21 protein-coding genes are annotated in these 24,833 nt (G+C 60.5%); 10 read left to right on the forward strand and 11 right to left on the reverse strand.

Annotation, left to right across the window (positions count from 1 at the left end; all coding sequences use genetic code 11):
* The first annotated feature begins 13 nt into the window (after window positions 1-13).
* Entirely contained in the window at window positions 14-1,660 is a 1,647-nt protein-coding gene (gene groL / locus ACYYKW_RS10815; protein ID WP_090285825.1) for a chaperonin GroEL, read from the forward strand.
* 198 nt (window positions 1,661-1,858) lie between these two features.
* On the opposite strand, the gene ACYYKW_RS10820 is transcribed toward groL, so the two are convergent.
* A complete protein-coding gene (locus ACYYKW_RS10820) occupies window positions 1,859-2,602 on the reverse strand; it encodes a phosphatase PAP2 family protein (protein ID WP_464990106.1) in 744 nt (247 codons plus the stop codon).
* Between the two features lie 221 nt (window positions 2,603-2,823).
* Between ACYYKW_RS10820 and colR the strand changes: the two genes are divergently transcribed.
* The 5 genes from colR to ACYYKW_RS10845 all read left to right on the forward strand — a co-directional run bounded on the left by colR (window position 2,824) and on the right by ACYYKW_RS10845 (window position 6,549).
* Window positions 2,824-3,495, forward strand: coding sequence for a two-component system response regulator ColR (colR, locus tag ACYYKW_RS10825; RefSeq protein ID WP_064119015.1), 672 nt, complete (start codon window positions 2,824-2,826; stop codon window positions 3,493-3,495).
* Window positions 3,495-4,778: a sensor histidine kinase gene (locus tag ACYYKW_RS10830; RefSeq protein WP_090285818.1), complete on the forward strand. Its 1,284-nt coding sequence runs from the start codon at window positions 3,495-3,497 to the stop codon at window positions 4,776-4,778. The genes colR and ACYYKW_RS10830 overlap by 1 nt, the downstream gene beginning before the upstream one ends.
* A gap of 152 nt (window positions 4,779-4,930) precedes the next feature.
* Window positions 4,931-5,599: a class I SAM-dependent methyltransferase gene (locus tag ACYYKW_RS10835; RefSeq protein ID WP_464990107.1), complete on the forward strand. Its 669-nt coding sequence runs from the start codon at window positions 4,931-4,933 to the stop codon at window positions 5,597-5,599.
* A gap of 3 nt (window positions 5,600-5,602) precedes the next feature.
* A complete protein-coding gene (locus tag ACYYKW_RS10840) occupies window positions 5,603-6,319 on the forward strand; it encodes a lipopolysaccharide kinase InaA family protein (protein ID WP_090285813.1) in 717 nt (238 codons plus the stop codon).
* 2 nt (window positions 6,320-6,321) lie between these two features.
* Window positions 6,322-6,549, forward strand: a complete 228-nt coding sequence (locus ACYYKW_RS10845) for a hypothetical protein (RefSeq protein WP_090285811.1) — start codon at window positions 6,322-6,324, stop codon at window positions 6,547-6,549.
* Window positions 6,550-6,706: 157 nt separating this feature from the next.
* Here ACYYKW_RS10845 and ACYYKW_RS10850 read toward each other — a convergent pair whose 3' ends face one another.
* The 10 genes from ACYYKW_RS10850 to ACYYKW_RS10895 form a co-directional block, all read right to left on the reverse strand.
* Window positions 6,707-9,742 (reverse strand): multidrug efflux RND transporter permease subunit, encoded by a 3,036-nt coding sequence (locus ACYYKW_RS10850; protein WP_464990108.1) that lies wholly within the window; start codon window positions 9,740-9,742, stop codon window positions 6,707-6,709.
* Between the two features lie 13 nt (window positions 9,743-9,755).
* Window positions 9,756-10,904, reverse strand: a complete 1,149-nt coding sequence (locus ACYYKW_RS10855; RefSeq protein WP_336355326.1) for an efflux RND transporter periplasmic adaptor subunit — start codon at window positions 10,902-10,904, stop codon at window positions 9,756-9,758.
* Window positions 10,905-11,061: 157 nt separating this feature from the next.
* Complete coding sequence (locus tag ACYYKW_RS10860) at window positions 11,062-12,162, reverse strand: DUF1513 domain-containing protein (protein ID WP_464990109.1); 1,101 nt, start codon at window positions 12,160-12,162, stop codon at window positions 11,062-11,064.
* Between the two features lie 14 nt (window positions 12,163-12,176).
* Window positions 12,177-13,241, reverse strand: coding sequence for an imelysin family protein (locus tag ACYYKW_RS10865; RefSeq protein ID WP_090285802.1), 1,065 nt, complete (start codon window positions 13,239-13,241; stop codon window positions 12,177-12,179).
* A 28-nt stretch (window positions 13,242-13,269) separates the two neighbouring features.
* Window positions 13,270-14,697, reverse strand: a complete 1,428-nt coding sequence (locus ACYYKW_RS10870) for a di-heme oxidoreductase family protein (protein ID WP_464990110.1) — start codon at window positions 14,695-14,697, stop codon at window positions 13,270-13,272.
* 293 nt (window positions 14,698-14,990) lie between these two features.
* Window positions 14,991-16,343: an imelysin family protein gene (locus tag ACYYKW_RS10875; protein WP_464990111.1), complete on the reverse strand. Its 1,353-nt coding sequence runs from the start codon at window positions 16,341-16,343 to the stop codon at window positions 14,991-14,993.
* Window positions 16,344-16,527: 184 nt separating this feature from the next.
* Window positions 16,528-18,579: a putative bifunctional diguanylate cyclase/phosphodiesterase gene (locus ACYYKW_RS10880; protein WP_090285796.1), complete on the reverse strand. Its 2,052-nt coding sequence runs from the start codon at window positions 18,577-18,579 to the stop codon at window positions 16,528-16,530.
* A 328-nt stretch (window positions 18,580-18,907) separates the two neighbouring features.
* A complete protein-coding gene (locus ACYYKW_RS10885; protein ID WP_093098823.1) occupies window positions 18,908-19,504 on the reverse strand; it encodes a superoxide dismutase in 597 nt (198 codons plus the stop codon).
* 176 nt (window positions 19,505-19,680) lie between these two features.
* Window positions 19,681-20,283 carry a LysE/ArgO family amino acid transporter gene (locus tag ACYYKW_RS10890; RefSeq protein ID WP_093098825.1) on the reverse strand — a complete coding sequence of 201 codons (603 nt, stop codon included), beginning with the start codon at window positions 20,281-20,283 and terminating at the stop codon, window positions 19,681-19,683.
* Window positions 20,284-20,288: 5 nt separating this feature from the next.
* Complete coding sequence (locus ACYYKW_RS10895) at window positions 20,289-20,690, reverse strand: ACT domain-containing protein (protein WP_464990112.1); 402 nt, start codon at window positions 20,688-20,690, stop codon at window positions 20,289-20,291.
* Window positions 20,691-20,786: 96 nt separating this feature from the next.
* On the opposite strand from ACYYKW_RS10895, the gene ACYYKW_RS10900 reads away from it, so the two are divergent.
* The 4 genes from ACYYKW_RS10900 to ACYYKW_RS10915 all read left to right on the forward strand — a co-directional run bounded on the left by ACYYKW_RS10900 (window position 20,787) and on the right by ACYYKW_RS10915 (window position 24,715).
* Entirely contained in the window at window positions 20,787-21,674 is an 888-nt protein-coding gene (locus ACYYKW_RS10900) for a LysR family transcriptional regulator ArgP (protein ID WP_464990113.1), read from the forward strand.
* A gap of 95 nt (window positions 21,675-21,769) precedes the next feature.
* Complete coding sequence (locus ACYYKW_RS10905) at window positions 21,770-22,762, forward strand: NAD-dependent epimerase/dehydratase family protein (protein WP_093098833.1); 993 nt, start codon at window positions 21,770-21,772, stop codon at window positions 22,760-22,762.
* A gap of 116 nt (window positions 22,763-22,878) precedes the next feature.
* On the forward strand, window positions 22,879-23,736 hold the full coding sequence (locus ACYYKW_RS10910; RefSeq protein WP_093098836.1) for an ATPase: 858 nt from the start codon (window positions 22,879-22,881) through the stop codon (window positions 23,734-23,736).
* 130 nt (window positions 23,737-23,866) lie between these two features.
* Window positions 23,867-24,715 carry a cache domain-containing protein gene (locus ACYYKW_RS10915; RefSeq protein WP_464990114.1) on the forward strand — a complete coding sequence of 283 codons (849 nt, stop codon included), beginning with the start codon at window positions 23,867-23,869 and terminating at the stop codon, window positions 24,713-24,715.
* Window positions 24,716-24,833 lie beyond the last annotated feature (118 nt).

The raw sequence follows: 24,833 nt of genomic DNA on the forward strand, positions 1-24,833 counted from the left end.
AGGAATATCGATCATGGCTGCTAAAGAAGTTAAGTTCGGCGATGCCGCCCGCTCCAAGATGCTCAAAGGCGTCAACGTTCTGGCTGACGCGGTAAAAGCGACCCTGGGCCCGAAAGGCCGTAACGTGATCCTTGAGAAGAGCTTCGGCGCTCCGACCATCACCAAGGACGGCGTATCCGTCGCCAAAGAAATCGAACTCGAAGATCGCTTCGAAAACATGGGCGCGCAGCTGGTCAAAGACGTTGCCTCCCGTGCCAACGATGACGCCGGTGACGGTACTACCACTGCCACCGTTCTGGCTCAGTCGATCGTCAACGAAGGCCTGAAAGCCGTCGCTGCCGGCATGAACCCGATGGACCTGAAACGCGGCATCGACAAGGCAACCATCGCCATTGTCAAAGAGCTGAAAGCCCTGTCCAAGCCATGCGCTGACTTCAAGGCCATCGCTCAGGTCGGTACCATCTCCGCCAACTCCGACAACTCCATCGGCGACATCATTGCCGAAGCCATGGAAAAGGTCGGTAAAGAAGGCGTGATCACCGTTGAAGAAGGCTCGGGCCTGGAAAACGAACTGTCGGTTGTAGAAGGCATGCAGTTCGACCGTGGCTACCTGTCGCCGTACTTCGTCAACAAGCCGGACACCATGGTTGCCGAGCTCGACGGCCCGCTGATCCTGCTGGTCGACAAGAAGATCTCGAACATCCGCGAAATGCTGCCTGTTCTGGAAGCGGTTGCCAAAGCCGGCCGTCCGCTGCTGATCGTTGCCGAAGACGTTGAAGGCGAAGCCCTGGCGACTCTGGTTGTGAACAACATGCGCGGTATCGTTAAAGTCGCTGCCGTCAAGGCACCAGGCTTCGGCGATCGTCGCAAGGCCATGCTGCAGGACATCGCTGTTCTGACCGGTGGTACCGTGATCTCCGAAGAGATCGGTCTGAGCCTGGAAAGCACCACTCTGGAGCACCTGGGTAACGCCAAGCGCGTGACCCTGTCCAAGGAAAACACCATCATCGTTGACGGTGCTGGCGTGCAGGCAGACATCGAAGGCCGTATCGCTCAGATCCGTGCCCAGGTTGCCGAAACTTCCTCCGACTACGACCGTGAAAAACTGCAGGAGCGTCTGGCCAAGCTGTCCGGCGGCGTTGCAGTGATCAAGGTTGGCGCTGGTTCCGAAGTTGAAATGAAAGAGAAGAAGGCCCGCGTTGAAGACGCCCTGCACGCAACCCGTGCAGCCGTTGAAGAAGGCGTGGTACCTGGCGGTGGCGTAGCGCTGATCCGTGCTCTGGAAGCCCTGACCGAACTGACCGGCGACAACGCTGACCAGAACGTCGGTATCGCTGTGCTGCGTCGCGCTGTTGAAGCGCCGCTGCGTCAGATCGCTGCCAACTCCGGTGACGAGCCAAGCGTCGTCGTCAACGAAGTGAAGAACGGCAAAGGTAACTTCGGTTACAACGCTGCTTCTGGCGAATACGGCGACATGATCGAAATGGGCATCCTGGACCCAACCAAGGTAACTCGTTCGGCTCTGCAAGCCGCAGCCTCGATCGGCGGTCTGATCCTGACCACCGAAGCAGCTGTTGCTGACGCACCGAAGAAAGAAGGCTCGGCTGGCGGCGGTATGCCAGACATGGGCGGCATGGGTGGCATGGGCGGCATGATGTAAGCCAGCCTTACCCTGTAACGAAAAACCCCGCCGGCGCAAGCCAGCGGGGTTTTTTATTGCCCGAATTCTGGGGTGGGCTACAGACCGAGGTGTGGCCATCGCTGGCAAGCCAGCTCCCACAGGAGTCCAAGGTCAGGCACATAGTGTGTGAACACTCTCAGTCCCTGTGGGAGCTGGCTTGCCAGCGATTGCGTCCGATCAAGCGCTGACGGGGCGTGCTTTGACAACCGTTGCAGTCTTGCCCGCCGGGCGATACAGCACCCAGTAATAAGCCCCCAGACAAATCAGCCAGCAGAAAATCGCCGTCCAGACGTTATGCGAAAAGAAGTGCGCGCCCTGCATCATCCGGCTGATCGAAAACACCGAGCCCAGCGCAAAGGCAAAAACAAACGCCTGCCGCGCCAGCCGTGGGCGACGATCGCGCAGAACAAAAAACAGCGCAAACAAGGTGAAACCCGTCGCCGCATGCCCGCCGGGCCAGCAACGCCCCGGCTTGTCGGTGGCGGGACGATGTTCCATCAGTTTGCTGTACGTTTCATGCCCACCGAACTGCTCAAGGCTCCACGGGCACTGCACCGCCGTCACGGCTTTGACCGGGGTGACGAACGAAGTGGCCAGGCCCAGCGACAGCACCAGGCAGCCCAGCTCACGCTTGAACGGTTTAAGTCGGGCGAGGAAAAACGAGGCGATGAAACCGAGGATCGCGAACACCGAGAAGGCGATGACCACTTGTTTGGCGCGGTCATGCAGGATGTCTTCGAGAAAATAGCTGTGCCGTCCGATGAAGTCGCCGGCGACCGGGTCATAGAACAGTCGGGCCAGATCCATGTCCAGATCGGTCAGTTCGAGCAACACCAGAATGATCGCCGCGACCGCAGGTATGCCCAGGCATAACCACAGATTCAGCGGCCGGGAAACGGGACGGGCAGAGGTCAACGCCATGGGCAATTCCTTGGTCGGCAAGTATGTTCAGGGGAGCGCAATCGCGCGGAGTCTGCGCGGACGGGCGTTGCCGATTCGTTAATCGAAAGTGAAAAAAACGTTGGCGGGCGGCATCAGCACTTTTATCGCCAAACAACCCGACACACGCCTAGCCGTGAGCCACACTTGGCCGTAAGCTGCGCGGGCCAAGACGGCCGTAACCCCGTTCGGAGGAGGTGCCCATGCGAATTCTGTTGGTCGAAGACAACCGCGACATCCTGGCCAATCTGGCCGATTACCTGGGCCTCAAGGGCTACACCGTCGATTGCGCGCAGGACGGTTTGTCGGGCCTGCACCTTGCCGCCACCGAGCATTACGACCTGATCGTCCTCGACATCATGTTGCCGGGGATCGACGGCTATACCCTGTGCAAACGCCTGCGCGAAGATGCACGGCGTGACACACCGGTGATCATGCTCACCGCGCGCGATCAACTGGACGACCGCTTGCAGGGCTTCAAGTCGGGTGCCGACGATTACCTGATCAAACCGTTTGCCTTGTCCGAACTCGCGGCGCGGGTCGAAGCCGTGATGCGTCGCGCTCAGGGCGGTGGCCGGCGCGCCTTGCAGGTCGCCGACCTGAGCTATGACCTCGACACCCTGGAAGTGACGCGCGACGGCAAACTGCTCAAGCTCAACCCGGTCGGCCTGAAGCTGCTGGCCGTGCTGATGCAGAAGAGCCCGCATGTGTTGCGCCGGGAAATTCTCGAAGAAGCGCTGTGGGGCGATGACTGCCCGGACAGTGACAGCCTGCGCAGCCACGTGCACCAGTTGCGCCAGGTGATCGACAAGCCATTCGCCAAGCCACTGCTGCACACCGTGCACGGGGTGGGTTACCGCTTGGCCGACGTGTAATGGAGTTCAGGCAAAGCCTTTCGCAGCGGATCATCATTGCCTTTGCCTTGATGAGTGCACTGGTGGCCGGCGCGTTCGCCATGGGCATTGTCGCGACGGTGCATCTGGTCGAGGAAAAACTGATTTCGGCGGGGCTGGGCGGCGACTTGCAGCGCTTGTTGCTGATGGACAACGTTTCCGACTGGAGCCACCGCCCCGAACCGGATCAGCTGTTCTATTTCAGCGGCGGGCCGGGCGATTTCGATCTGCCCAAGGACCTGCGCCATCTCGATGCCGGTTTTCATGAAGTGTTCCGCGAGCAGCTGTCGTATCACGCGATGGTCGAGATCGTCGATGGCCGCCGGTACGTTCTGTTGCAGGATCAAAGCGATTTCGAAGAGCGCGAACGCGTTCTGTTTGCCGTGGTGCTGGTGGGTTTCGTGCTCAGCCTGGCGCTGGCGGTATTCCTCGGCTGGGTGCTGGCGCGCAAGGTGATGGCGCCGGTGGTACGGCTGGCGCGGCAGGTCCGTCATCGCGATCAGTTGCTCGGGCTGGCACCGCCGTTGGCGCCGGATTATGCGGCGGATGAAGTCGGTGAGCTGGCGGTAGCGTTCGACGCGACATTGGGGCGCCTGCGTCAGGCGCTGACCCGCGAGCGCTTGTTCACCAGCGACGTCAGTCATGAATTGCGTACGCCGCTGATGGTGCTGGCCAGTTCCTGCGAGCTGCTGCTGGAGAATCCGGGCATCGATCAGCGCGGTCGCTCGCAGGTCGAGCGTATCGCTCGTGCCAGTGAGGAGATGCGCGAATTGGTGCAGACGTTCCTGATGCTGGCGCGCGCGCAAAACGAAGAGCCCGGAGCGGCGCCGCAACACAACCTTACGCAAGTGGCGCAAAGCCTGCTGTGCCTGTGGCGCGAGCCGATCGAGCGCAAGGGCCTGAGGCTGGTGTTCGAGCCGGGCAGCCCATCGGACGCCCGCTACAACGCGACGTTACTCAACGCGGTGATGGGCAACCTGCTGCGCAACGCGCTGCATTACACCGAGGAGGGTTTCATTCGCCTGACCCTGACGGCTCACGGCTTTATCGTCGAGGATTCCGGCGTTGGGATTCCCGAGGAAAAGCGCGAAGCGATGTTCGAACCGTTCGTGCGCGGCAGTGAGAAACGCGGTGACGGCCTCGGGCTTGGCTTATCGCTGGTGCAGCGCATCTGTGAAAACCAGGGCTGGACCGTGAGCTTGAGCACGATGGAACCCAATGGCTGCCGATTCGAGGTAGATCTTGGCGTGAATGCAGGCAAATAGTCGCGACAGGCTACTCCCGTCAAGCTGTCTGATTCCTGTATAACGTTGTAATACTTTGCCGGTTTACCTGACATTTTTTTCACAATTGGATGACCTGACGCTGACACGCCGCTGACTAAGGTGGCGTCATCAGACATTCAGGAGTCCAGATCATGGCCGACCCGATCAAGCTCGATTTTTCGGAAAAGTACGACGACCAGCATGCGCAGAGATATCTGCGCAAGCACAAGGAAAGTATGGGCCGTCGCTTGTCGCATTGGCGCGATGAACAGTTGGCGCGCAAGGCCTTGTCACTCGCAGGCGATCCCGGTCTGGTGCTGGATTTGCCCTGCGGTGCCGGGCGTTTCTGGCCAATGCTCGCGGAAAAACCCAACCGGGTGATCATCGGTGCGGACAACTCCGAATCGATGATCAAGACAGCAATGCAGGGGCAACCGGCCGATGTGGTCAAGCGGGTCCAACCGCTGCACACCTCGGCGTTCGACATTGCCTTGCCGGACAACTCGGTCGACAGCATTTTCTGCATGCGGCTGCTGCACCACATCGGTGAGTCCGAGCACCGCCAGGTGATCCTGCGCGAATTCGAGCGCGTGAGCCGCGACAGTGTGATTGTTTCATTGTGGGTAGACGGCAATTTCAAAGCCTGGAAGCGCAAGCGCGCCGAGCTGGACCGGCCGAATCGTGATTACCAGAATCGTTTTCTGATTCCGGCGGCGACGATCGAGAAAGAATTTCAACAGGCCGGGTTCCGCATTCAGGAACAACTGGACTTTATACCGCTCTATGCGATGTGGCGGGTTTACGTATTACGCAAGAGGTAAGGGATGGCAGTGCAAGCAGCAGTTGAAGCGAACGTCGCTTCGCAAGATGGTTTCGATTATTACTGGGCCCAGCGTGGCGAATGGGTTGAAGAACCCAACGTACGCCGCGGTGGCGAAAGCGGGGTACAGCGCATCGTTGGTCGCGACGGTCAGTTGCTGTACGCCAAGCGCCAGACCGGACACATCTATCGCAGCTGGTTGCACCCGTTCGGTCGTCCTACCGTATTGCGCGAACTCGATGCGCTGACCGGCGTAAGCAAGCTCGGTGTACGCGTACCGCAAATCGTTTTCTGTGGTGCTCAGCCTGATCCGCAGCACAAATGGCGCGCACTGCTGGTGACCCAATCCCTGGACGGTTTCCAGGAACTGGAGCATTGGCTGGCCGCTGCCGGCGGTCGCGATCAATGTGGCGACGTGGTCTATGAGCGCGTGCTCAAGGACCTGGCGGAAAATCTCGCGCGCATGCACAAGGGTCGCTGGCAGCACAGCTGCATCTACATCAAGCACGTATTCGTGCGGGTGACCGGCGAGGGTGAGTCGGCCAAGGTCGAAGTAGCGTTGATCGATCTGGAAAAATGCCGCCAGCGCCTGACCGCCTATCGCGCCGCACAGCACGACATGAAGCAACTGCGTCGCCATTCGTCGTTCCGCGATGCCGACTGGAAAAAACTCGTCTATTTTTATGAGACGGCGTTTGGCAGCGCTATCAAAGGTTTATAGCGATGAAACTAGAAATTGCACGAGGTTTGTTTCTGGTCGGAGCCTTGGCAGTCGCTTCATTGGCGGTGGCTGCCTGGGAGCAGCCCCGCATGCAGGTCATCGGAGCGTCCACGACGGACGCTCATTGCACGCTGCCTCGGGTGGCGAAAGCCTCCGTGGCGACCAAACCCGATCATGATCTGCTGTTGTTCATGTTCGGGCTATCTCAAGGGATGAGGCCAGCCAGTTGAAATTGATGCCCACGTAAAAGGCCTCGCAGATGCGAGGCCTTTTTTTTACACACCGCTCCCCCTTGTAGGAGTGAGCCTGCTCGCGATAGCGGTGTGTCAGTCAACATTATGGAAACTGACATACCGCCATCGCGAGCAGGCTCACTCCTGCAAGGGGCTAAGTGGTGGGTTGGGGATCGGGTTTCGCCAGCAGGGTATAAACGCACGGCAACACGAACAGCGTGAACAGCGTGCCGATGGACATGCCCGTGGCAATCACCATGCCGATATCAAAGCGGCTGACCGCCCCCGCGCCCGTCGCGAGAATCAGCGGCACCATGCCGAACACCATCGCCGCCGTGGTCATCAGCACCGGGCGCAAGCGAATCGCCGCGGCTTCTTCAACCGCTTCACGCGCGGTCAGGCCTTTGTCCTTGCGCAACTGGTTGGCGAACTCGACGATCAGGATCCCGTGCTTGCTGATCAGGCCGATCAGCGTCACCAGCCCGACCTGGGTGTAGATGTTCATGCTCGACCAGCCGAGAAACAGCGGAATCAGCGCCCCGCAGATCGACAACGGCACCGTCACCAGAATCACCAGCGGATCGCGGAAGCTTTCGAACTGTGCCGCCAGCACCAGAAAGATGATCGCCAGCGCCAAGGCGAAGGTGACCCACAAGGCGCTGCCTTCCTGGACGAACTGGCGGGAGGCGCCGCCATAGTCAAAAGCAAAGCCAGCGGGTGCTTCCTCACGAGCGATCTGCAACACCGTGTCGATGGCTTCACCCATGCTCACCAGCGGGAAACCGGAAATCTTCGCCGCGTTGAGTTGCTGGAACTGGTTGAGCTGACGCGGTCGCGCACGGTCGCTGACCTTGATCAACGTCGACAACGGCAACAGTTCGCCCTGGGTGTTCTTCACGTAGTAGTTGTTCAGCCAGTCCGGGTTGTCACGGTAGGCGCGTTCGACCTGCGCGATCACCTTGTAGCTGCGTCCCTCAATGGTGAAACGGTTGATTTCCGCCTCGCCCAACAATGTCGCCAGGGTGCCGCCGAGGTCCTGCATGGACACGCCCATCTGCGCGGCCTTGGCGCGATCGATATCGACCACCACTTCCGGTTTGTCGAACGCCAGATCAAGGTCGACGAAGGCAAACTTGCCCGACTCCATCGCACGTTTCTTGATTCGGTCGGCGACTTGCAGCAGCAGTTCGTAATCGTTGGCCGTATTGATCACGAATTCGAACGGCAAGCCTTCGCCGGTGCCGGGCAGGGAGGGCAGGTTGAAGCCAAAGATCTGCAAGCCCGGAATGCTTTCGAGTTTGCCTTGCACTTGCGGCAGGATTTCCATCTGCGTGCGGCTGCGCTCGTTCCACGGTTTCAGCAGGAAGCCGCCAATCCCCGCCTGCACACCGTTGTAGCCGTTGATCTGGAACGAGGAGTAGTACTCGGGGAATTCCTTGAAGATCGTGATGAATTCGTCGGTGTAGGTGCTCAGGTAATCAAGGTTGGTCGGCTGCGGCGCACTGGCCATCATGAAAATGATGCCCTGGTCTTCGTCCGGCGCCAGTTCCGACTTGGTGAACTTGAGGAACAGCGGAATCAGGCACAGCACGATCAGCGCAAACACCAGCACCACCGGCCGTGTATTGAGCGTGCCATGCAGCATGCTCTGATAGCGGCGTTTGAGGCTGTCGAAGATCCGGTCCAGACGATGAGCCAGGCCACTGGGGTTCTGGTCATGCCGCAGCAGGAACGCGCACATCATCGGTGACAGGGTCAGGGCCACGACGCCGGAAATCACCACCGCGCCGGCCAGAGTCAGGGCGAACTCCTTGAACAGCGCGCCGGTCAGGCCGGTGAGAAAACCGATCGGCGCATACACCGCCGCCAGGGTGATCGTCATCGACACCACCGGCATGGCGATTTCGCGGGCGCCTTCCAGCGCGGAGTCGAACGGTGTCTTGCCTTCCTCGATGTGACGATGAATGTTTTCCACCACGACAATCGCATCGTCGACCACCAGGCCGATGGCGAGGACCATTGCCAGCAGCGTCAGCAGGTTCATCGAGTAGCCCATCATCTGCATGAAGAACATCACGCCGATCATCGACAACGGAATGGTCACCACCGGGATCACCACCGAGCGCAGCGCACCGAGGAAAAGGAACACCACGACGATGACGATCAGCACCGCTTCGAACAGGGTTTTCACCACTTCGTCGATCGAAGCCTGGATGAACAACGTGGCGTCGTAGGCGATTTCGCTTTTCAGGTTCGGCGGCAACTGCGCTTCCAGCTCCGGCATCAGCTTGCGCACTTCCTTGATCACGTCCAGCGGGTTGGCCCCCGGTGTCGCCTTGATGCCGATGTACACCGATGGCGTGCCGCCGAACGAGCTGATCGAGTCGTAGTTTTCCGCGCCCATCTCCACCCGTGCGACATCGCTGAGCAATACGCGGCTGTCGCCATCGACCTTGAGCGGAATCGCGGCAAAGGCTTCGGCAGACTTCAGCTCGGTGTTGGCGTTGATGCTGGTAACGGTGTACTCGCCTTTCACTTCGCCGGCGGCGGAGAGAAAGTTGTACTGGCGAACCGCGTTGGTCACATCGGCGGCGCTGAGACCGAAACCGGCGAGTTTCACCGGGTCGAGCCACAGGCGCATGGCAAACACCTGATTGCCGAGAATCTCTGCTTCGGCCATGCCCGGCAGGGTCGCCAGTTTTGGCTGGATCACCCGTGACAGGTAATCGGTGATCTGCGGGTTGCTCAGGTCCTCGCTGAAGAAACTGATGTACATCAGGGCCGAGGCGTCGGCGGATTCCTTGCTCAGCACCGGATCTTCGGCGTCCTGCGGCAGCTTGTTTTTTACCTCGTTGGCCTTGGCCAGCAGTTCGGTGAACAGGCGATCGGTGTTGGCGCCGATTCGCGCATAGATCGAAATCACCGAGAAGTTCTGCCGGCTGACCGAGGTCATGTAGTCGATGCCCTCGGCACTCGCCAGACTTTGCTGCATCGGCTGGGTGATGTAGCCCTGAATGGTTTCGGCATTGGCCCCGGGGTAGGCGGTGGTCACCGTGATCAGCGCGTTTTCCATCTGCGGGTACTGGCGCAGCGGCAACTTGCTCCAGGCCTGGAAGCCGAGCAGCACAATCAACAGGCTGACCACGGTGGCGAGCACCGGGCGACGGATGAACGGGTCGGTAAAAGCCATGGGGATTCCTTGATCAGTCGGCGCGTGGCGGACTGTTCTGCTCGCCGAGGGTCTTGTCGTCGCTGATGGCGATGTGTGCACCGTTGTCCAGTTTGATCTGGCCGGCCGTCACCACTTGCTCGCCGCTCTGCACGCCCTTGTTGATCATCACCAGGCCATCGCGGCGCTCACCGGTTTCGATGAAACGGCGTTCGGCGATCAGCACCGGTTGGCCCTTGTCGTCTTTTTCGACGCTGCCGTCCTCGGCTTTCTTCTGCCCGACCACGTACACCGAGTTGCCGTAGAGGGTGTAGGTGATCGCGCTCTCCGGCACCACGATGTGTTTCTGCGGCTCCGGCAGCAGCACTTCGAGACTGGCGAACATGCCCGGCAGCAGCTTGCCATCGGGGTTGGCCAGGGTCGCGCGAACCAGAATGTTGCGCGTGCTGCTTTCGACGATCGGGTTGATCGCGCTGATCTTGCCAGCGAAGTTCTGTTTCGGATAAGCGGCGACGGCGATCTGTACCGGTTGACCGATGGCCAGTTTCGGCACCGATTGTTCAGGCAGGTAGAAGTCGGCGTAGAGGCTGCTCAAATCCTGCAGCGTGGCGATTCGGGTGCCGCTGGCGAGGTAATCGCCGACGTCGACCTGACGGATGCCGATGGTGCCGCTGAACGGCGCGAGAATGCGTTTTTTCGCCAGCGACGCGTTGAGCTGATTGACCGTGGCCTTGTTCTTTTGCAGCACAGCGGAGAGGCGGTCGTACTCGCCTTTGGAGATGGCGCGGCTGTCGACCAGTTGGCTGCCGCGGCCGAAATCCAGTTGTGCCAGGCCGAGATCAGCCCTGGCCGTTTCCAGCAGCGCGGTTTCGACGGCGCTGTCGAGTTGCAGCAGCGGCTGCCCGGCCTTGACCTTCTGCCCCGATTCGAACTTGAGTTCGGTCACCGTGCCGGCGACTTCCAGGCTCAGTTCGACACCTTGCAGCGCCTTGAGCGTGCCGACTGTCGGCAGACGCATCTGCCATGGCTGTTCGCTTGCCCTGGCCACGGCGACGCTGATCGGCGGTTTCGGTTTGGAAAAGCCCTGGATCATCGTGTAGATCGAAAAGGCTTTGTACCCGCCCAGCACCAGGACGATCAGCAACACAACACCCAACATGATCAGCATGCGGCGACGCAGCATATTTCCAGTTCCTTGGATAAATCAGGTGAGACAGGCGGGCACATTACTCCGAGTACAAGGGGTATTCCAACTGGCAGTTATTACAGGCGATGAAAAGGGCGAGGGCCATGAAATGACGCTCGCCCTCGAGATGCTGTCAGCCGCTGCCGCGCGCGGCTTATGCCATCAGATGCAGATGGTTGTCCCAGAGCCCTGCGGGCAATTCCAGCGGCTTTGCCAGCAACTCCGCCTGACGGCAATCGTAGTAACGGCAACGGCCTTGACCTGAGGTCACGACAAAACCGTCCTGCACCGCACCGACCCCGGCGCAATCGGGCAACGGCGCGTCGAGGCGCACTTCGCCGCTGTCCAGATCCCAGATGAAAAAACGGTTGCCCCGCGGCGCGGTCAGCGCGACCAGCCGTAACTCGCTGTGCACCGCGACGCTGGCGGTGTAATGCCCCATCGCTTGCAGCTGGTGTTCCGGCACCGGGAATGCCACGAAGGGTTGCCCCGGACGCTTGATCGCCAACAGCTCCGAGCGCTCATGAGAGGCGCCCATGAACTGCTGACCGGCGACGATGGTGCCGTCACTGGCGATGCCCAGGTGACGCACGCTGTTCATCTGCTGGGCGAGGGTTTCCTTGCTCAGCAGCGTACCGTCGCGCTGCATCAGCACCAGGCTCGGCTCCATGGCGTTGAGGTTCATGTCGACGCGGCTTTCCGCCTCGGTGCGAATCCCGCCGTTGGCCACCACCAGGGTTTCGCCGTCGGGCATCCACGACACCTGGTGCGGACCGAGGCCGTGGGTGGAAATCTCACCGCTGTGCACCAGCCGTTCGCCTTCGAATTTATACACGCCGAGCAAACCACGGCCTGGATCGGAGGTGTCGTTCTCGGTGGCGTACAAATACTCGCCATCCTTGTGCACCACGGCATGCCCGTAGAAATGCCGGTTCGGCTGCGAGGTCACGGTTTGCAGCAAGGTCCCGTCGCGCAGGTCGATCAGATAACTCTCAGTGCCCGGACGCCGGGCCACGAACAGCGCGATCGGCTGCGTCGGGTGGTTGATGATGTCGTGGCAGCGCTGGCCGACCTGGGTGGCGAACACCCGCGTACCGTCGAGCCGATAACCGACGGCGTAATGCCTGCCGTCAGTGTCGTCGCGCGCCGACAGCAGCAGCGGGCTCTGATCCTTGCGTTTGAACAGCGTCCAGCCGCCCAGCGTCACTGCTCCCAGCAGCACACTACCTAAAGTCAGAGCCTGGCGTCGCAGCATGGCACTTGCCCTCATCAGTCACCGTCGTTGGCGTTGAAGCCCAGTTGAATGCCCAGCGCCTTGGCCAGTTCGCCTTCGTGCAGGCGATGGACGACGTTGAGGCTGTCGTAGATGTCGTTCAGTTGCTGGCGACCGGCGTCGTCTTCAAGCATTTCGCCGAGCGAGCGCTGGGTGCTGTCGAACAGTTTCAGCGAGGCGGCGTAGGCGGCGTCGATCTTGTCGGCCAACGGCTTCTGCTCGGCTGGCAACAGACCGCGCAGGCCTTTGTTGTCGACGCCTTCCCAAACGGTTTTGGCCGCTGCAAGGCTGGCTTGCAGTGCGGTCAGCGACGACTGGCTGCGCCACGCATCAGCCTGGAACGGCTGTGGCACGCCCTTGCTCTGGCGGCCCATCGGCGTGCCGAGCTTTTTCTTCAGGGTGTCCAGTGCGGTGACCTGCACGCGCAGCAGATCGGCGATCGCTTCGTGGGAGTCGGCATAACGCTGATTCGGGAATTTGCTCATCTGCGCGAGCATGCCGTCGGTGTTGTTCCAGCCCTGCAGAATCTCTTCGGCCAATTGCTTCTGGCGTTCGCCGATGGCGATCAGCAGCGGGCAGTATTTGGCTTTCTGCTCGGCATTGGCGACATCAGGCTTGGCATCGAAGAGGATGTATTCATAAGCCGACAGGCCCTGAACCACCACACTTGACTTGGCCAGTGCCGCCGCATCGATCTGCGGCTGGGCAACGACCAGTTGCTCGACCTGACGGCCAACAAGGTTCTTCTTGTCCGGCCAGAACTGCACCTGCCACGAACGATTGCCCTCGGCCAGTGGGCCGATCAGTAACGGTTGCAGTTCGGCCCAAGCCTTTTGCGCATGAAGGAAATCGGCGCGCGCGGTCTCCAGGGTTTCCTTGCCCTGGCAGTAGGCGAGGGCGCTGACCGCCAGTTGTTTATCGGCTTCGACCCAGCGGGTATAGGTCGGCAGAATCACCGACTTGGCGATGGCCGCCGACGTGACCGCTTGCGGGTCCTGCGGCGAGCAGGCGCCGAGGGCGAGCGCGGCAAGGCTGGTGAACAGTAGCTTGGGACGGAACATGTCGGGCTCCCGATTCTTTTTTCAGTATTTAAAGTGAGTTCAAAAATGCCAGCAACGCAGCGCGCTGCTCGGCATTGAAAGACAAAACCTGCTGCTGCGCGGCTTGCGCTTCGCCGCCATGCCAGAGCACGGCTTCAAGCAGATTGCGCGCGCGGCCGTCATGCAAAAATTGCGTGTGGCCGCTGACCGCTTGCGTCAGGCCGATCCCCCACAACGGCGGGGTGCGCCAGTCGCGGCCGGTGGCCTGGAATTCGCTGCGATTGTCCGCCAGACCCTCGCCCATGTCGTGCAACAGCAGATCGCTGTACGGGCGAATCACCTGATTGGCCAGTTCCGGTTCGGCGGCGTTGGCGGCGGTGGTGTATTTCGGTGTATGGCACGACTGGCAACCCGCCTGGAAAAACAGATTCTTGCCCGCCAGCACCTCGGCATCATTGACGCCGCGTCGCGCGGGCACCGCGAGGTTGCGGCTATAGAACAGCACCAGTCGCAAAATGTTGTCGCTGACTTCCGGTTCGCCATCCGGGCCGTTGCCGTTCGGTGCCTGCTTGCAGGCGGTTTGCGCGTCGGAGCAGTCATCGAACGGGCGCAGGCTGGTGGTCAGGCCCATGTCACCAGAAAACGCGTGCACATTCTGTTGATTGAGGTTCGGTTGCCCGGCTTTCCAGCCGAAACGGCCGATGACGGTTTTCTGCAGTTCATCGTCCCAGACCCGGTTCGGCCGGCCGTTGATGCCCTGGTTGTCTTTGGCTTGTGCGGCAGCGTTGGCGAGAATCGCCTCTTCGGGGATCGCTTCAAGCAGACCCAGGCCAATCATCGGCGGTGCCACCCGCGCGGAAAACCGCGTGTCCGGGTGCATCGGCCCGTAGCCCAGTTGCGTAATCTGCAGGACCGGTTTGCGCAGCTCGACCTCCGTGCCATCCGCGAACCGCACCGGCACCGGTGTGTAGTCGACGCGCACCTTGCCCTCCGGCGCAACGCCGGGCACGGCCATGTCCTGGAACTGGCCGCCGTAGACCGGCTCCGGGACCACGCCAAGCTGTTCGATGACTTTGGTGAATTGCGACGAGTCGGGAATCGACAGCCTGACCAGCATCGACACCGCATTGCTTGCGCCCGGCGCCGGTGGATGACCGCGACCGTCCTTGATGTGGCAATTTTGGCAAGCGTTGGTATTGAACAACGGGCCGAGGCCGTCGCGCGCGGTAGTGGTCGAGGGCGCGATCACCCACGGGCTGCGAAAGAAGCTGTTGCCGACGCTGAAATCCACCCGTCGCGAGGGTGGGAGATTGGCAGACGGCAGGGAAAACGCGTTCTGATCGCTCTTGCGCACCGTCGCCGCACCACCCGAACGCGCCTCACCGGGCTCGGCCTGGGTGAAACGCGGGGCGTCATCGCAGGCACTCAGGCCCAGGGCCAGCAACAGTGCAGACAAGCGAAGAGGCAGCGAGGGCATCAGACATCCTGCAGACGGGCGAAAACAAAGGCGCAAAGTCTAACAGGGCCGGGGAGTTTGAATAAGAGGAATTATCGTTTGCTTGATTTGCGGCAGAGTTTCACTTGAGACCGTGCTGCCCCTATCGCTGGCAAGCCAGCTCCCACAGGTTTTGCAGTGTTTGCAAAATCTGTGTACGCCAACCCTTCCCTGTGGGAGCTGGCTTGCCAGCGATGGGGCCACCAGCATCACCACAAAAGGCAGAGATGAAAAAGGCGACCCGAAGGTCGCCTTTTTTGAAGCGCACGCGTTGATCAGAACTCGTGATCGGCGTTGTCCGGGTTCAAGTCGCTGATGCCCAGTTTGCCGGCAGCGGCTTCGATCGAACCGGTCTGCTTGACCAGCGCGGCGATCGCGTCACGAACGATCTGGTTGCCCGCGGTGTTGCCAGCCGCGATCAACTGGTCGTAGTGCTCGCCCTTGTTGGCGTGATCGACCATGACCTGGATCTTCGCTTCGGTTGCGGCCAGATCGGCTTTCAGTGCGGTGTCGGCAGCCGGATCAGCCTTGGCCACCAGCGACGACAGGCTGGCGCCGGTCAGCTTGGTGCCGTCGACGCGGGTGTACTCGCCCAGGTAAACGTTACGCACGCCTTTGGCATCGTAGAAATGCGAGTAGTGGGTGTTGTCGCTGAAGCAATCCTGCTCGTCTTCCGGGGAGTTGGCTTCCAGGGAAACTTTCATGCGCTCGCCGGCCAGTTCGCCGAGGGACAGGCTGCCCATACCGAACAACATTTTGCGCAAACCGGATTCACCCGGCTCGGCTTCCAGCGTGGCGCGGTAGTTGTCGGCCACGTTTGGCTTCCAGTTGCCGACCATTTCTTCCAGATCGCTGACCAGCAGCTCGGTCACGGCTTTCAGGTAGGCACGGCGACGATCGTTGTGACCGCCGGTGGCGCCGGCGCCTTCCAGGTAATCGGAGGCCGGACGGTTGCCAGCGCCCGGGCCGGTGCCGTTGAGGTCCTGGCCCCACAGCAGGAATTCGATGGCGTGGTAGCCGGTAGCGACGTTCGCCTCGGAACCGCCCAGCTCGTTGAGGCTGGCGAGTTTTTCCGCGGTGATGTCCTTGACGTCGACCTTGTCTTCGCCAACCTGAACTTCAGTGTTGGCGATGATGTTGGCGGTGGCACCCGGGTTACCCAAGGCGTGCTCGTAGGATTTGTCGACGTAGTCGATCAGACCTTCGTCCAGCGGCCAGGCGTTAACCTGACCTTCCCAATCGTCGATGATGGTGTTGCCGAAGCGGAACACTTCACTTTGCAGGTACGGAACGCGCGCGGCGACCCAGACAGCCTTGGCGGCTTTCAGGGTTTCGGCGTTCGGCTTGGCGAGGAACGCGTCGATCGCGCTCTGCAAGGTTTTCGCGGTGGATTCGGCATCGCTGTAGACGGCGAAGACCATGTCGGCGTAGTGCGCGACCACAGCCTTGGCGGCAGCATCGTCGACTTTACCGGCAGCAGGCGCAGGCGTAGCGGCAGGGGCTGGAGCAGCGCTGCTGGAAGCCGGCGTCATTTCGGAGGCTTTTTCTTTGTCCTTGCCTTCGCCGCAACCGGCGAGGGAAATAGCGATGGCCAGCAGACTGGCGGTAGCCAGAGGCATACGAATCATGGCGAACATCCTGCTTCGGTAGTTGAGTGGACTGGCGCCGAGGGCGCGCAAAACTGCGACATAATGCAAATCTTTCGCATTATGTGTAAAGGGTTGTGGCTGGAAATATTTCTTGTTTACAACATGGGTGCGCTGGATCAAGCGCACGATCCTGATCGGCAAGAGATGCCGCGTTCACGGCATTTCACAGAATGGCGGCATTGCTGCGTTGCGCCTGCTTGAGATAAGCGCTCAACTCACGGGCAGGCAGCGGTTTGCTGTAGTGATAACCCTGACCCTCGTGGCAGCCTTCGGAGATGATGTAGGTCTCCTGCTCGGCGGTTTCCACGCCCTCGGCGATCACCTGCATGCCGAGACTCTTGCCCAACTGGATGATCGCGCGAACGATGGTCGCATCGTCGTCGTCATCGAGCAGGTCCTGCACGAAGCTCTTGTCGATCTTGATCTTGTCCAGCGGCAGGCTTTTCAGATAACTCAGCGATGAATAACCGGTGCCGAAATCGTCAATGGCGATCAACGCTCCAGAGCGGCGCAGGCTCAGTAGATGCTGGGCGGCGGTGCTGATGTCTTCCATCAGGCCGGTTTCGGTCACTTCCAGCTCCAGACTGCGCGGCGGCAAGCGGTACATCTGCAACAGGTTGTTGACCACTCGCGGCAGCTCGGCGTGATGCAATTGCACTGTCGACAGATTGACCGCCATGCGCAGATCGGCAAAACCCTGATCGTGCCAGTCGCGCAGCTGCTTGCAGGCTTGATCGAGCACCCATTCGCCGATGGCGATGATCGTGCCGTTCTGCTCGGCCAGCGGAATGAACAGGTCCGGCGGCACCAGGCCGTGTTCGGGATGCTGCCAGCGAATCAACGCTTCGACACCGACCACGCGATGATCGCGATAGCTGATCTGTGGCTGGTAGACGAGATAGAACTGATCGCGGATCAGCGCATCGCGCAAATCTTTTTCCAGCTCGCGGCGGCGACGCATCTCGCTGTCGACGCTGGCGATGTAGAACTGATAACGGTTGCGTGAGCGAGTCTTGGCCAGGGTCATGGTCTGCTCGGCTTTCTGCAACAGCTTCTCGGTGCTGTCGCCATCCTCCGGGAACAGGGTGATGCCGATGGTCGCGCGCAGGCGGATCTCCTGGTGATCAAGGGCGAATGGCGCCTCCAGATCGTCGAGTATGCTTTGCGCCAGTTCCGCCGCTTCGTAGGGCTGTTCGATATCGGCCTGGACCAGCGCGAACTGATCGCCGCCAAGTCGGGCGAGGGCGCCGAGGCGACCGCTGTGGGCGCGCAAACGGTCGGCCAGCGCCAGCAGCAACTGGTCGCCGGTCTGGTAGCTGAACTGCTCGTTGATGCCTTTGAAATCATCCAGCCCTACGCACAATACCGCGACGCGGCGTTGCAGCTTGCCGGCGTCGACCAGAATCTTGTCCAGTTGCTGCTGCAACTGCTGGCGGTTCGGCAGGCCAGTGAGGAAATCGTATTGGGCCATGCGCAGCAGGCTGTTTTCCGCTTCGTGACGCAGATGGGTGTTGCGTTCGATCGATTCCAGCAACTGATTGGCGGTGTTGATCCATACGCCCAACTCGTTTTTCTCGTGGCCCTTGAGCTGCGGAATCTTGTGTTCGCTGGGGCGATCCGGGTTGATCTCGGTGAGGTGCTCGATGATCCGCGACAGCGGTTTGGTCAGCAGCCAGTGATAAACCAGATACAGCACCAGGCCCATGGCCAGCGCCCGCAAGACCCCGGATATGAAGATGATCACCGAACTGACGAGAAAACCTTCGCCATAGGTGGCGGTGTCGAGGGTAATGCTCAGGTCGCCGTAATACTCGCTGTACGGCCCGCGCCCGACCAGTTGGGTGGTAAAGGTACGTTCCTGACCGAGGATCAGGTCGGTCAGCCAGCGGCTGTTGGAATGCTGCAGCTCGCGGGATTTCTGCGCGAGCATGGCTTCGTTGGGATGGCCGATGGACGCCTGACGCACGGCATCGTCCTGGAACAGGCCTTCGATCACCTGCATGCCCATTTCCCGGTCCAGACTGTAGACAGCCTGAGTCGACGGATCGCGGAACATGTCGAGAATCCGCTCGGCATCGCCGGCCACCGCCTGACGGGTCTTGTAGGCATCGAAGACGATCTGCGCACAGCTCAAGACCACGCCGACGATCAATGCCGACAGGAGCACGACCCGGAGCAACTTCACCGACAAGCTGTTCTTGAGTTCCAGCTTCAAAGGGGTATTCCTTGTTCCGTGCGGGTAGCGTCAAGTTGCCATGAGTATTGGCAATCCCGGGGTGGCAGTCAAAGGGACAATCGGGCTCAGGGAGATTCACCCGTGCCTTGGTCAAAATGCTGCCAATTGGAGTATTAGCTCTGAATTAACTGTGTCGGTAGTGGCGGCCCTCAACTTGAGCCTGCACATGATATTTTTTGCGCTCTGTGATGGTAGCTTCCCGTGCGCTCCCGACAAACGGCACGAAGCTGTTTTCAGCGTGAGAAAAACGCCATCCGCGAGCATAAAAAAACCCGGCAATAGCCGGGTTTCTTGTCTGGCGTGCAGCTTAAGCGGTGAAGGCTTTGCCTTCGAACTGCTCGGCCACGAACTTCCAGTTGACCAGGTTCCAGAACGCTTCTACGTACTTCGGACGCACGTTGCGGTAGTCGATGTAGTAGGCGTGTTCCCAGACGTCGCAGGTCAGCAGCGGGGTGTCGCCGCTGGTGATCGGGTTGCCGGCGCCGATGGTGCTGGCCAGCGCCAGGGAACCGTCAGCCTTTTTCACCAGCCAGCCCCAGCCGGAACCGAAGGTGCCGATCGAGGTTTTGCTGAACTCTTCCTTGAACTTGTCGAACGAACCGAAGGCTGCGTTGATCGCTTCAGCCAGTGCACCGGTTGGTTGACCGCCGGCGTTTGGCGCCAGGCAGTTCCAGTAGAAAGTGTGGTTCCAGACCTGAGCGGCGTTGTTGAAGATACCGCCCGAGGAAGTCTTGACGATTTCTTCCAGGGTCTTGCCTTCGAACTCGGTGCCTGGCACCAGGTTGTTCAGGTTCACGACATAGGTGTTGTGGTGCTTGTCGTGGTGGTATTCCAGGGTTTCCTTGGAAATGTGCGGCTGCAGGGCATCGTGTGCGTAAGGCAGCGGCGGCAATTCGAAAGCCATGATGATTCTCCTAATCAGGTCTGTTGCGGTGAGCGCAAGGCCGATCACGGGCGGCCAGAAATGCACCGGCGAGTTTTTACTCTTTGCGGCGCAGGGTCTGGATCATAGCACCGGGGTTGCGGCATAACCACGCAACAACTGTGTGGGATAGAGGTTCCAGAGCCGTTTGGAATAAATCAGTTCGCAATAATCAGCTGCCCGGCCACCGTGAACATCATCAACGCCACCACCAGGTCAAGAATCCGCCAGGTACTCGGGCGAGCGAGCCACGGTGCCAGCCACGCCGCGCCGAGCGCCAGGGTGAAAAACCACAGCAGCGAAGCGCTTGCCGCGCCGACCACATAAGCCCCCGGCACCGATTGTTGGGCGCCGAGCGAGCCGATCAGCAACACGGTATCCAGATAAACGTGCGGATTAAGCAGCGTCACCGCCAGCGCGCTGAGCATCACGGCGCGCAATGAACGCACGGTCTGCTTTGCGCCTTGATCCAGGCTTTGTTTCGAACAGGCCCGACGCAACGCCTGGCTGCCATACCAGATCAGAAACGTCGCGCCGCCCCAACGGGCGATCGCCAGCAGCGTCGGGTTCTGCGCAAGAATCGTCGCCAGGCCGAACACCCCGGCCGCCACCAGCAGCGCATCGCACGCCACGCACAGTGCGGCGACCGGCAAATGATGTTCACGGCGCAGGCTCTGCGCCAATACGAAGGCGTTCTGGGTGCCGATCGCCATGATCAGCCCGAGGGCCACCAGCAGGCCGTTCACATAGCTTTGCCACATAACGTTTACTCCGCGTTGGCTGCGAGATCGCGCAGCACTTGCATGGCGCGTTCGGCGTCGGCCTGGCCGACGAACAAATGGTCGTGGTAGTAGCCGGCAATCACGTTGCAACTGATCCCGGCCTGGCCCAACGCCTTGGCGAACGCGGCGGTGAGACCGACCGCTTCCAGCGCGGAGTGCACGTTGAGAGTGATCCACGCCGCCACATAGTCGAAGTGCAAACCGGCCTGTTCGGCATGGGCACGCTGCACGATCACCGTCAGGCCTTCCTGCTCGCGAAAGCTGCCAACAATCTCAAGATCGCTCGGCAGCACGCCATCGGACAGGGTGCAGAACACGTATTCGCCGGCGTTGAGTTGCGGGCTCATGCTGCGCAATAAAGTGGTGAGTGAAGTTTCGCCGGCCATGAACGTGATCCTTGGGAAAGAGTGCTTGCTGGCTATTCTCCGGTCGAGCGATGTATAAGAAAAACCAATATTGCTGATCGCTCATTAGGAAAACTGATGTTCGACTATAAATTGCTGTCTGCCTTGGCCGCCGTGGTTGAACAGGCTGGCTTCGAACGGGCTGCGCAGGTACTGGGTTTGTCGCAGTCGGCGATCTCGCAGCGGATCAAACTGCTCGAAGCACGGGTCGGCCAGCCGGTGCTGATTCGCGGCACACCGCCTGCGCCGACCGAGATCGGCCGACGCTTGCTCAACCATGTGCAACAGGTGCGTTTGCTGGAGCGCGACCTGCAAAGCGTCGTCCCGGCGCTGGACGAAGAGGGGCTGCCGGATCGTCTGCGCATCGCGCTGAACGCCGACAGTCTCGCCACCTGGTGGGGGCAAGCGGTGGGGGATTTCTGCGCTGCCCAGCATTTACTCCTCGACCTGATCGTAGAAGACCAGACGGTCGGCCTCAAACGCATGCGCGCCGGTGAAGTGGCAGCCTGCCTTTGCGCCAGCGAGCGACCGGTGGCCGGCGCGCGCAGTGTGTTGCTCGGGGCGATGCGTTACCGCGCTTTGGCCAGCCCGGCCTTCATAGAGCGGCATTTCTCCCAGGGTGTGCGCGCCGAACAACTGCCGCGCACGCCGGCACTGGTGTTCGGGCCGGACGATTTTCTGCAGCATCGCTATCTCGCATCGCTGGGCGTCGATGGTGGTTTCGAACACCATTTGTGTCCGTCTTCGGAAGGTTTCATCCGCTTGGCCGAAGCCGGAATCGGCTGGGGACTGGTGCCGGAGTTGCAAGTGCGCGAACAGTTGCGCAGCGGCGTATTGCGCGAGTTGTTGCCAGATAAACCCATCGATGTGCCGCTGTACTGGCATCATTGGCGCAACGGCGGGCAATTGCTCAACCTGCTCACCGAGCAATTACTGCGCTCGTCACCGCAATGGCTAGTGGCTTAGAAGCAGTTGCGAGCGTCAAGCTGCAAGCGGCAAGCGCAGCGTTTTAACTTGCAGCTAATGGCTTGTAGCTTGCAGCTGTATCTGTGGAGTTTTTGATGAAGATTTTGGTTACCGGCGCAAGCGGCTTCATTGGCGGACGCTTTGCGCGTTTTGCCCTGGAGCAGGGCCTTGAGGTGCGGGTCAACGGGCGCCGGGCCGAGAGCGTCGAGCATCTGGTGCGCCGTGGCGCCGAGTTCGTGCCCGGCGATCTGACCGATGCCGAACTGGCCCGCGAGCTGTGCGCGGATGTCGAAGCCGTGGTGCATTGCGCCGGTGCGGTCGGCGTGTGGGGGCGTTATCAGGATTTCCATCAGGGCAACGTGCAGGTCACCGAAAATGTCGTTGAGGCCTGCCTCAAGCAGCGGGTCCGGCGTTTGGTGCACCTGTCATCGCCGTCGATCTATTTCGATGGCCGCGACCATCTCGGTCTGACCGAAGAACAGGTGCCGAAGCGCTTTCGGCATCCGTACGCGGCGACCAAGTACCTGGCCGAGCAGAAGGTCTTCGGCGCTCAGGAATTCGGCCTGGAAACCATCGCGTTGCGCCCGCGCTTCGTCACCGGGGCCGGCGACATGAGCATCTTTCCGCGCCTGCTCAACATGCAGCGCAAGGGCCGTCTGGCGATCATCGGCAATGGCCTGAACAAGGTCGATTTCACCAGCGTGCACAACCTCAACGAAGCCATGCTCAGCGGTTTGCTGGCGGCGGGTTCGGCGCTGGGCAAGGCCTACAACATCAGCAACGGCACGCCGGTGCCGCTGTGGGACGTGGTCAACTACGTGATGCGCAACATGGACGTGCCGCAGGTGCGCAAGTATCGCTCCTACGCGCTGGCCTACAGCGTTGCCGCGCTTAACGAAGGCGCCTGCAAACTCTGGCCGGGGCGTCCGGAGCCGACGCTGTCGCGGCTGGGCATGCAAGTGATGAACAAAAATTTCACCCTCGACATCAGCCGCGCCCGGCATTATCTGGACTACGATCCGAAAGTCAGCCTGTGGTCGGCCCTCGACGAGTTCTGCGCCTGGTGGAAGGCTCAGGACATTCGTTGAAACCATTCGGTCGGCTGGCAATGAACCGCACACCCGGATGGGGGTCAATGCCTGCGGCTGCGGCGGTTATACTTCGCAGCATTTAGCCATCACCGCGTTTCTCAAAGGTTGCCTCAATGTCCATGCGTAACGATGCTCACGACGACGATTTCGATAACGTGCCCAGCCTGCGCGCCGACCCCTTCGACGACGATGACATTCCCACCACCGCCCGCACCTCCGTGCACTCGCGCACGCCCCCGGTGGTCAAGGTCAAGGCAGCCAGCACCGGACCTTTGTGGGCGTTGGTCGGCGCCTTGTTCTTTGCCTTTATCGGTCTGGCCTGGTGGAGTTTCCAGCAGATCTCGTTGATGGAGCAGCAGTTGGTCGCGACTCAGGAAAGCTTCGCGCGGATCAGCGAAGAAGCGGCCGGGCGCCTGCAGGACATTTCCGGCAAGGTTGTGGCCAGCCAGTCCAACGTCAGCAGCGACAGCGAAGCGCTGAAGCTGCAAATCAAGCAACTGGAAGGCAAGTTGCTCGATCAGAGCAAACAGCAGCAAGGCGTTGCCGGGCAGGCCAGCGATCTGGACAAGCGTCTGGCGCAGATGACCGCACAGACCAGCGAGCTGCAGAACGCCAACAGCCAGTTGCAGGCGCAGGTGAAGACCTTGAGCACGGAACTGACCACGCTGAAAAGCACACCGGCTGACACCAGCAAGCTCGACGCGGAATTGAAAGCGTTCGATGCGCAGTTCAAGAGCCTCGGCGCCGATATCGTGGCCTTGAAGAAACAGGGCAACCCGAGCGCAGCCATCGATCGACTCGAGCAAGAAATCGTCGTGCTCAAAAGCGAGCAGGACAATCGCCCGGCAACCCCACAGGGTGGCGGCAACACCGCTGAGTTCGACGCCTTCCGCGCGCAGATGACGCGCAACCTCAACACGCTGCAGGCGCAGATCCAGAACCTGCAACAGCAGATCAACGCGCGACCTTGATAGTCGATTGGCTGTGGTGGGGCATGCCTTATCACAGCCACCGCGTAACGTTCAGAAACCCTCTGAATATCCCTACATCAGCCCAGGCCGTCTACGCTCTTGAAACACCAACAAGAACGAGGGATGCGCTATGGGGTTTTTGCATAAACTGACCTGGCTCGGCGTGATGCTGTTGGCCGGTTTCGGCCAGGCCAGCGCCGCGACCGGTGGCAAGGATGACAGTCAGGCTGCCGTCGCCCTGCTGGAAAAAGCCCTGGCTTACTACCACGACAACGGCGACAAGGCGTTCGCCGCGTTCAGCCGACAGGGTGAGTTCGTCGACAAGGATCGCTACGTCTTTGTGGTCGATACCAAGGGTGTGATGCTCGCCAGCGGCGGGCCTTCAGCGGCATTGATCGGCCGCGACGTCAGCGAAGTACTTGGTCCGGATTTGCAAAAAGCCTTCAAGGACGCCCTGAAAGTCCCGGAGGGCAATGGCGTCCAGCAGGCCGAGTACCGTTGGCAGAACTGGGCTGACGGCAAGGTCGAGCGCAAGCACGTATTTTATCAGCGCGTCGGGCAGCGGATTCTGGCGGTGGGTTATTACTTGCCGCGCGCTTCGGCCGAGCAGGCCAAAGCGCTGCTGGATAAAGCCGCGACGGACCTCGGCAAGGACGAAAAGGGCACGCTGACCGCGGTCAATTCGCTCAAGGGCGGTTACCTGCAGGATGACCTGTATGTGTTCGTTGTCGACCTCAATACCCGCCGTTACGTGGCGCATGGCACCAACCTGCGGCTGATCAACACCGATTTCACCAAGGTCAAGGATCCGGAAGGCAAACCGGTGGGCGAACCCATTCTGGCGCTGATCGGCAAGCAGGATGAAGGCGAATACGAATACCGCTGGAAAAACCCGGTGACCGGCAAGGTCGAGGACAAACACGCCTACCTGAAAAAGGTCGGGCATTTCCTCGTCGCAGTGGGTTACTACAGTCCTTGACCGAAACACCGGCCCCGCCTTGTGGGAGATTCTATGGTTCATGCCTAGCCCCTAAACGCCTTTGGGTGAGTATTCGCTCTGGTTTTTCAACAGAGCAAATACCACCCGTGCAAGCTTG

This window comes from Pseudomonas sp. 15C (genome assembly GCF_055484735.1).

What these genes read in the sequence shown, in the direction of transcription:
- colR (WP_064119015.1), top strand. Translation starts at nt 2,824, where the DNA reads ATGCGAATTCTGTTGGTCGAAGACAACCGCGACATCCTGGCCAATCTG.
- ACYYKW_RS10850 (WP_464990108.1), bottom strand. Translation starts at nt 9,742, where the DNA reads ATGGCTTTTACCGACCCGTTCATCCGTCGCCCGGTGCTCGCCACCGTG.
- ACYYKW_RS10875 (WP_464990111.1), bottom strand. Translation starts at nt 16,343, where the DNA reads ATGATTCGTATGCCTCTGGCTACCGCCAGTCTGCTGGCCATCGCTATT.
- groL (WP_090285825.1), top strand. Translation starts at nt 14, where the DNA reads ATGGCTGCTAAAGAAGTTAAGTTCGGCGATGCCGCCCGCTCCAAGATG.
- ACYYKW_RS10890 (WP_093098825.1), bottom strand. Translation starts at nt 20,283, where the DNA reads ATGTGGCAAAGCTATGTGAACGGCCTGCTGGTGGCCCTCGGGCTGATC.
- ACYYKW_RS10910 (WP_093098836.1), top strand. Translation starts at nt 22,879, where the DNA reads ATGTCCATGCGTAACGATGCTCACGACGACGATTTCGATAACGTGCCC.
- ACYYKW_RS10845 (WP_090285811.1), top strand. Translation starts at nt 6,322, where the DNA reads ATGAAACTAGAAATTGCACGAGGTTTGTTTCTGGTCGGAGCCTTGGCA.
- ACYYKW_RS10835 (WP_464990107.1), top strand. Translation starts at nt 4,931, where the DNA reads ATGGCCGACCCGATCAAGCTCGATTTTTCGGAAAAGTACGACGACCAG.
- ACYYKW_RS10840 (WP_090285813.1), top strand. Translation starts at nt 5,603, where the DNA reads ATGGCAGTGCAAGCAGCAGTTGAAGCGAACGTCGCTTCGCAAGATGGT.
- ACYYKW_RS10905 (WP_093098833.1), top strand. Translation starts at nt 21,770, where the DNA reads ATGAAGATTTTGGTTACCGGCGCAAGCGGCTTCATTGGCGGACGCTTT.
- ACYYKW_RS10885 (WP_093098823.1), bottom strand. Translation starts at nt 19,504, where the DNA reads ATGGCTTTCGAATTGCCGCCGCTGCCTTACGCACACGATGCCCTGCAG.
- ACYYKW_RS10820 (WP_464990106.1), bottom strand. Translation starts at nt 2,602, where the DNA reads ATGGCGTTGACCTCTGCCCGTCCCGTTTCCCGGCCGCTGAATCTGTGG.
- ACYYKW_RS10830 (WP_090285818.1), top strand. Translation starts at nt 3,495, where the DNA reads ATGGAGTTCAGGCAAAGCCTTTCGCAGCGGATCATCATTGCCTTTGCC.
- ACYYKW_RS10855 (WP_336355326.1), bottom strand. Translation starts at nt 10,904, where the DNA reads ATGCTGCGTCGCCGCATGCTGATCATGTTGGGTGTTGTGTTGCTGATC.
- ACYYKW_RS10900 (WP_464990113.1), top strand. Translation starts at nt 20,787, where the DNA reads ATGTTCGACTATAAATTGCTGTCTGCCTTGGCCGCCGTGGTTGAACAG.
- ACYYKW_RS10870 (WP_464990110.1), bottom strand. Translation starts at nt 14,697, where the DNA reads ATGCCCTCGCTGCCTCTTCGCTTGTCTGCACTGTTGCTGGCCCTGGGC.
- ACYYKW_RS10865 (WP_090285802.1), bottom strand. Translation starts at nt 13,241, where the DNA reads ATGTTCCGTCCCAAGCTACTGTTCACCAGCCTTGCCGCGCTCGCCCTC.
- ACYYKW_RS10860 (WP_464990109.1), bottom strand. Translation starts at nt 12,162, where the DNA reads ATGCTGCGACGCCAGGCTCTGACTTTAGGTAGTGTGCTGCTGGGAGCA.
- ACYYKW_RS10915 (WP_464990114.1), top strand. Translation starts at nt 23,867, where the DNA reads ATGGGGTTTTTGCATAAACTGACCTGGCTCGGCGTGATGCTGTTGGCC.
- ACYYKW_RS10895 (WP_464990112.1), bottom strand. Translation starts at nt 20,690, where the DNA reads ATGGCCGGCGAAACTTCACTCACCACTTTATTGCGCAGCATGAGCCCG.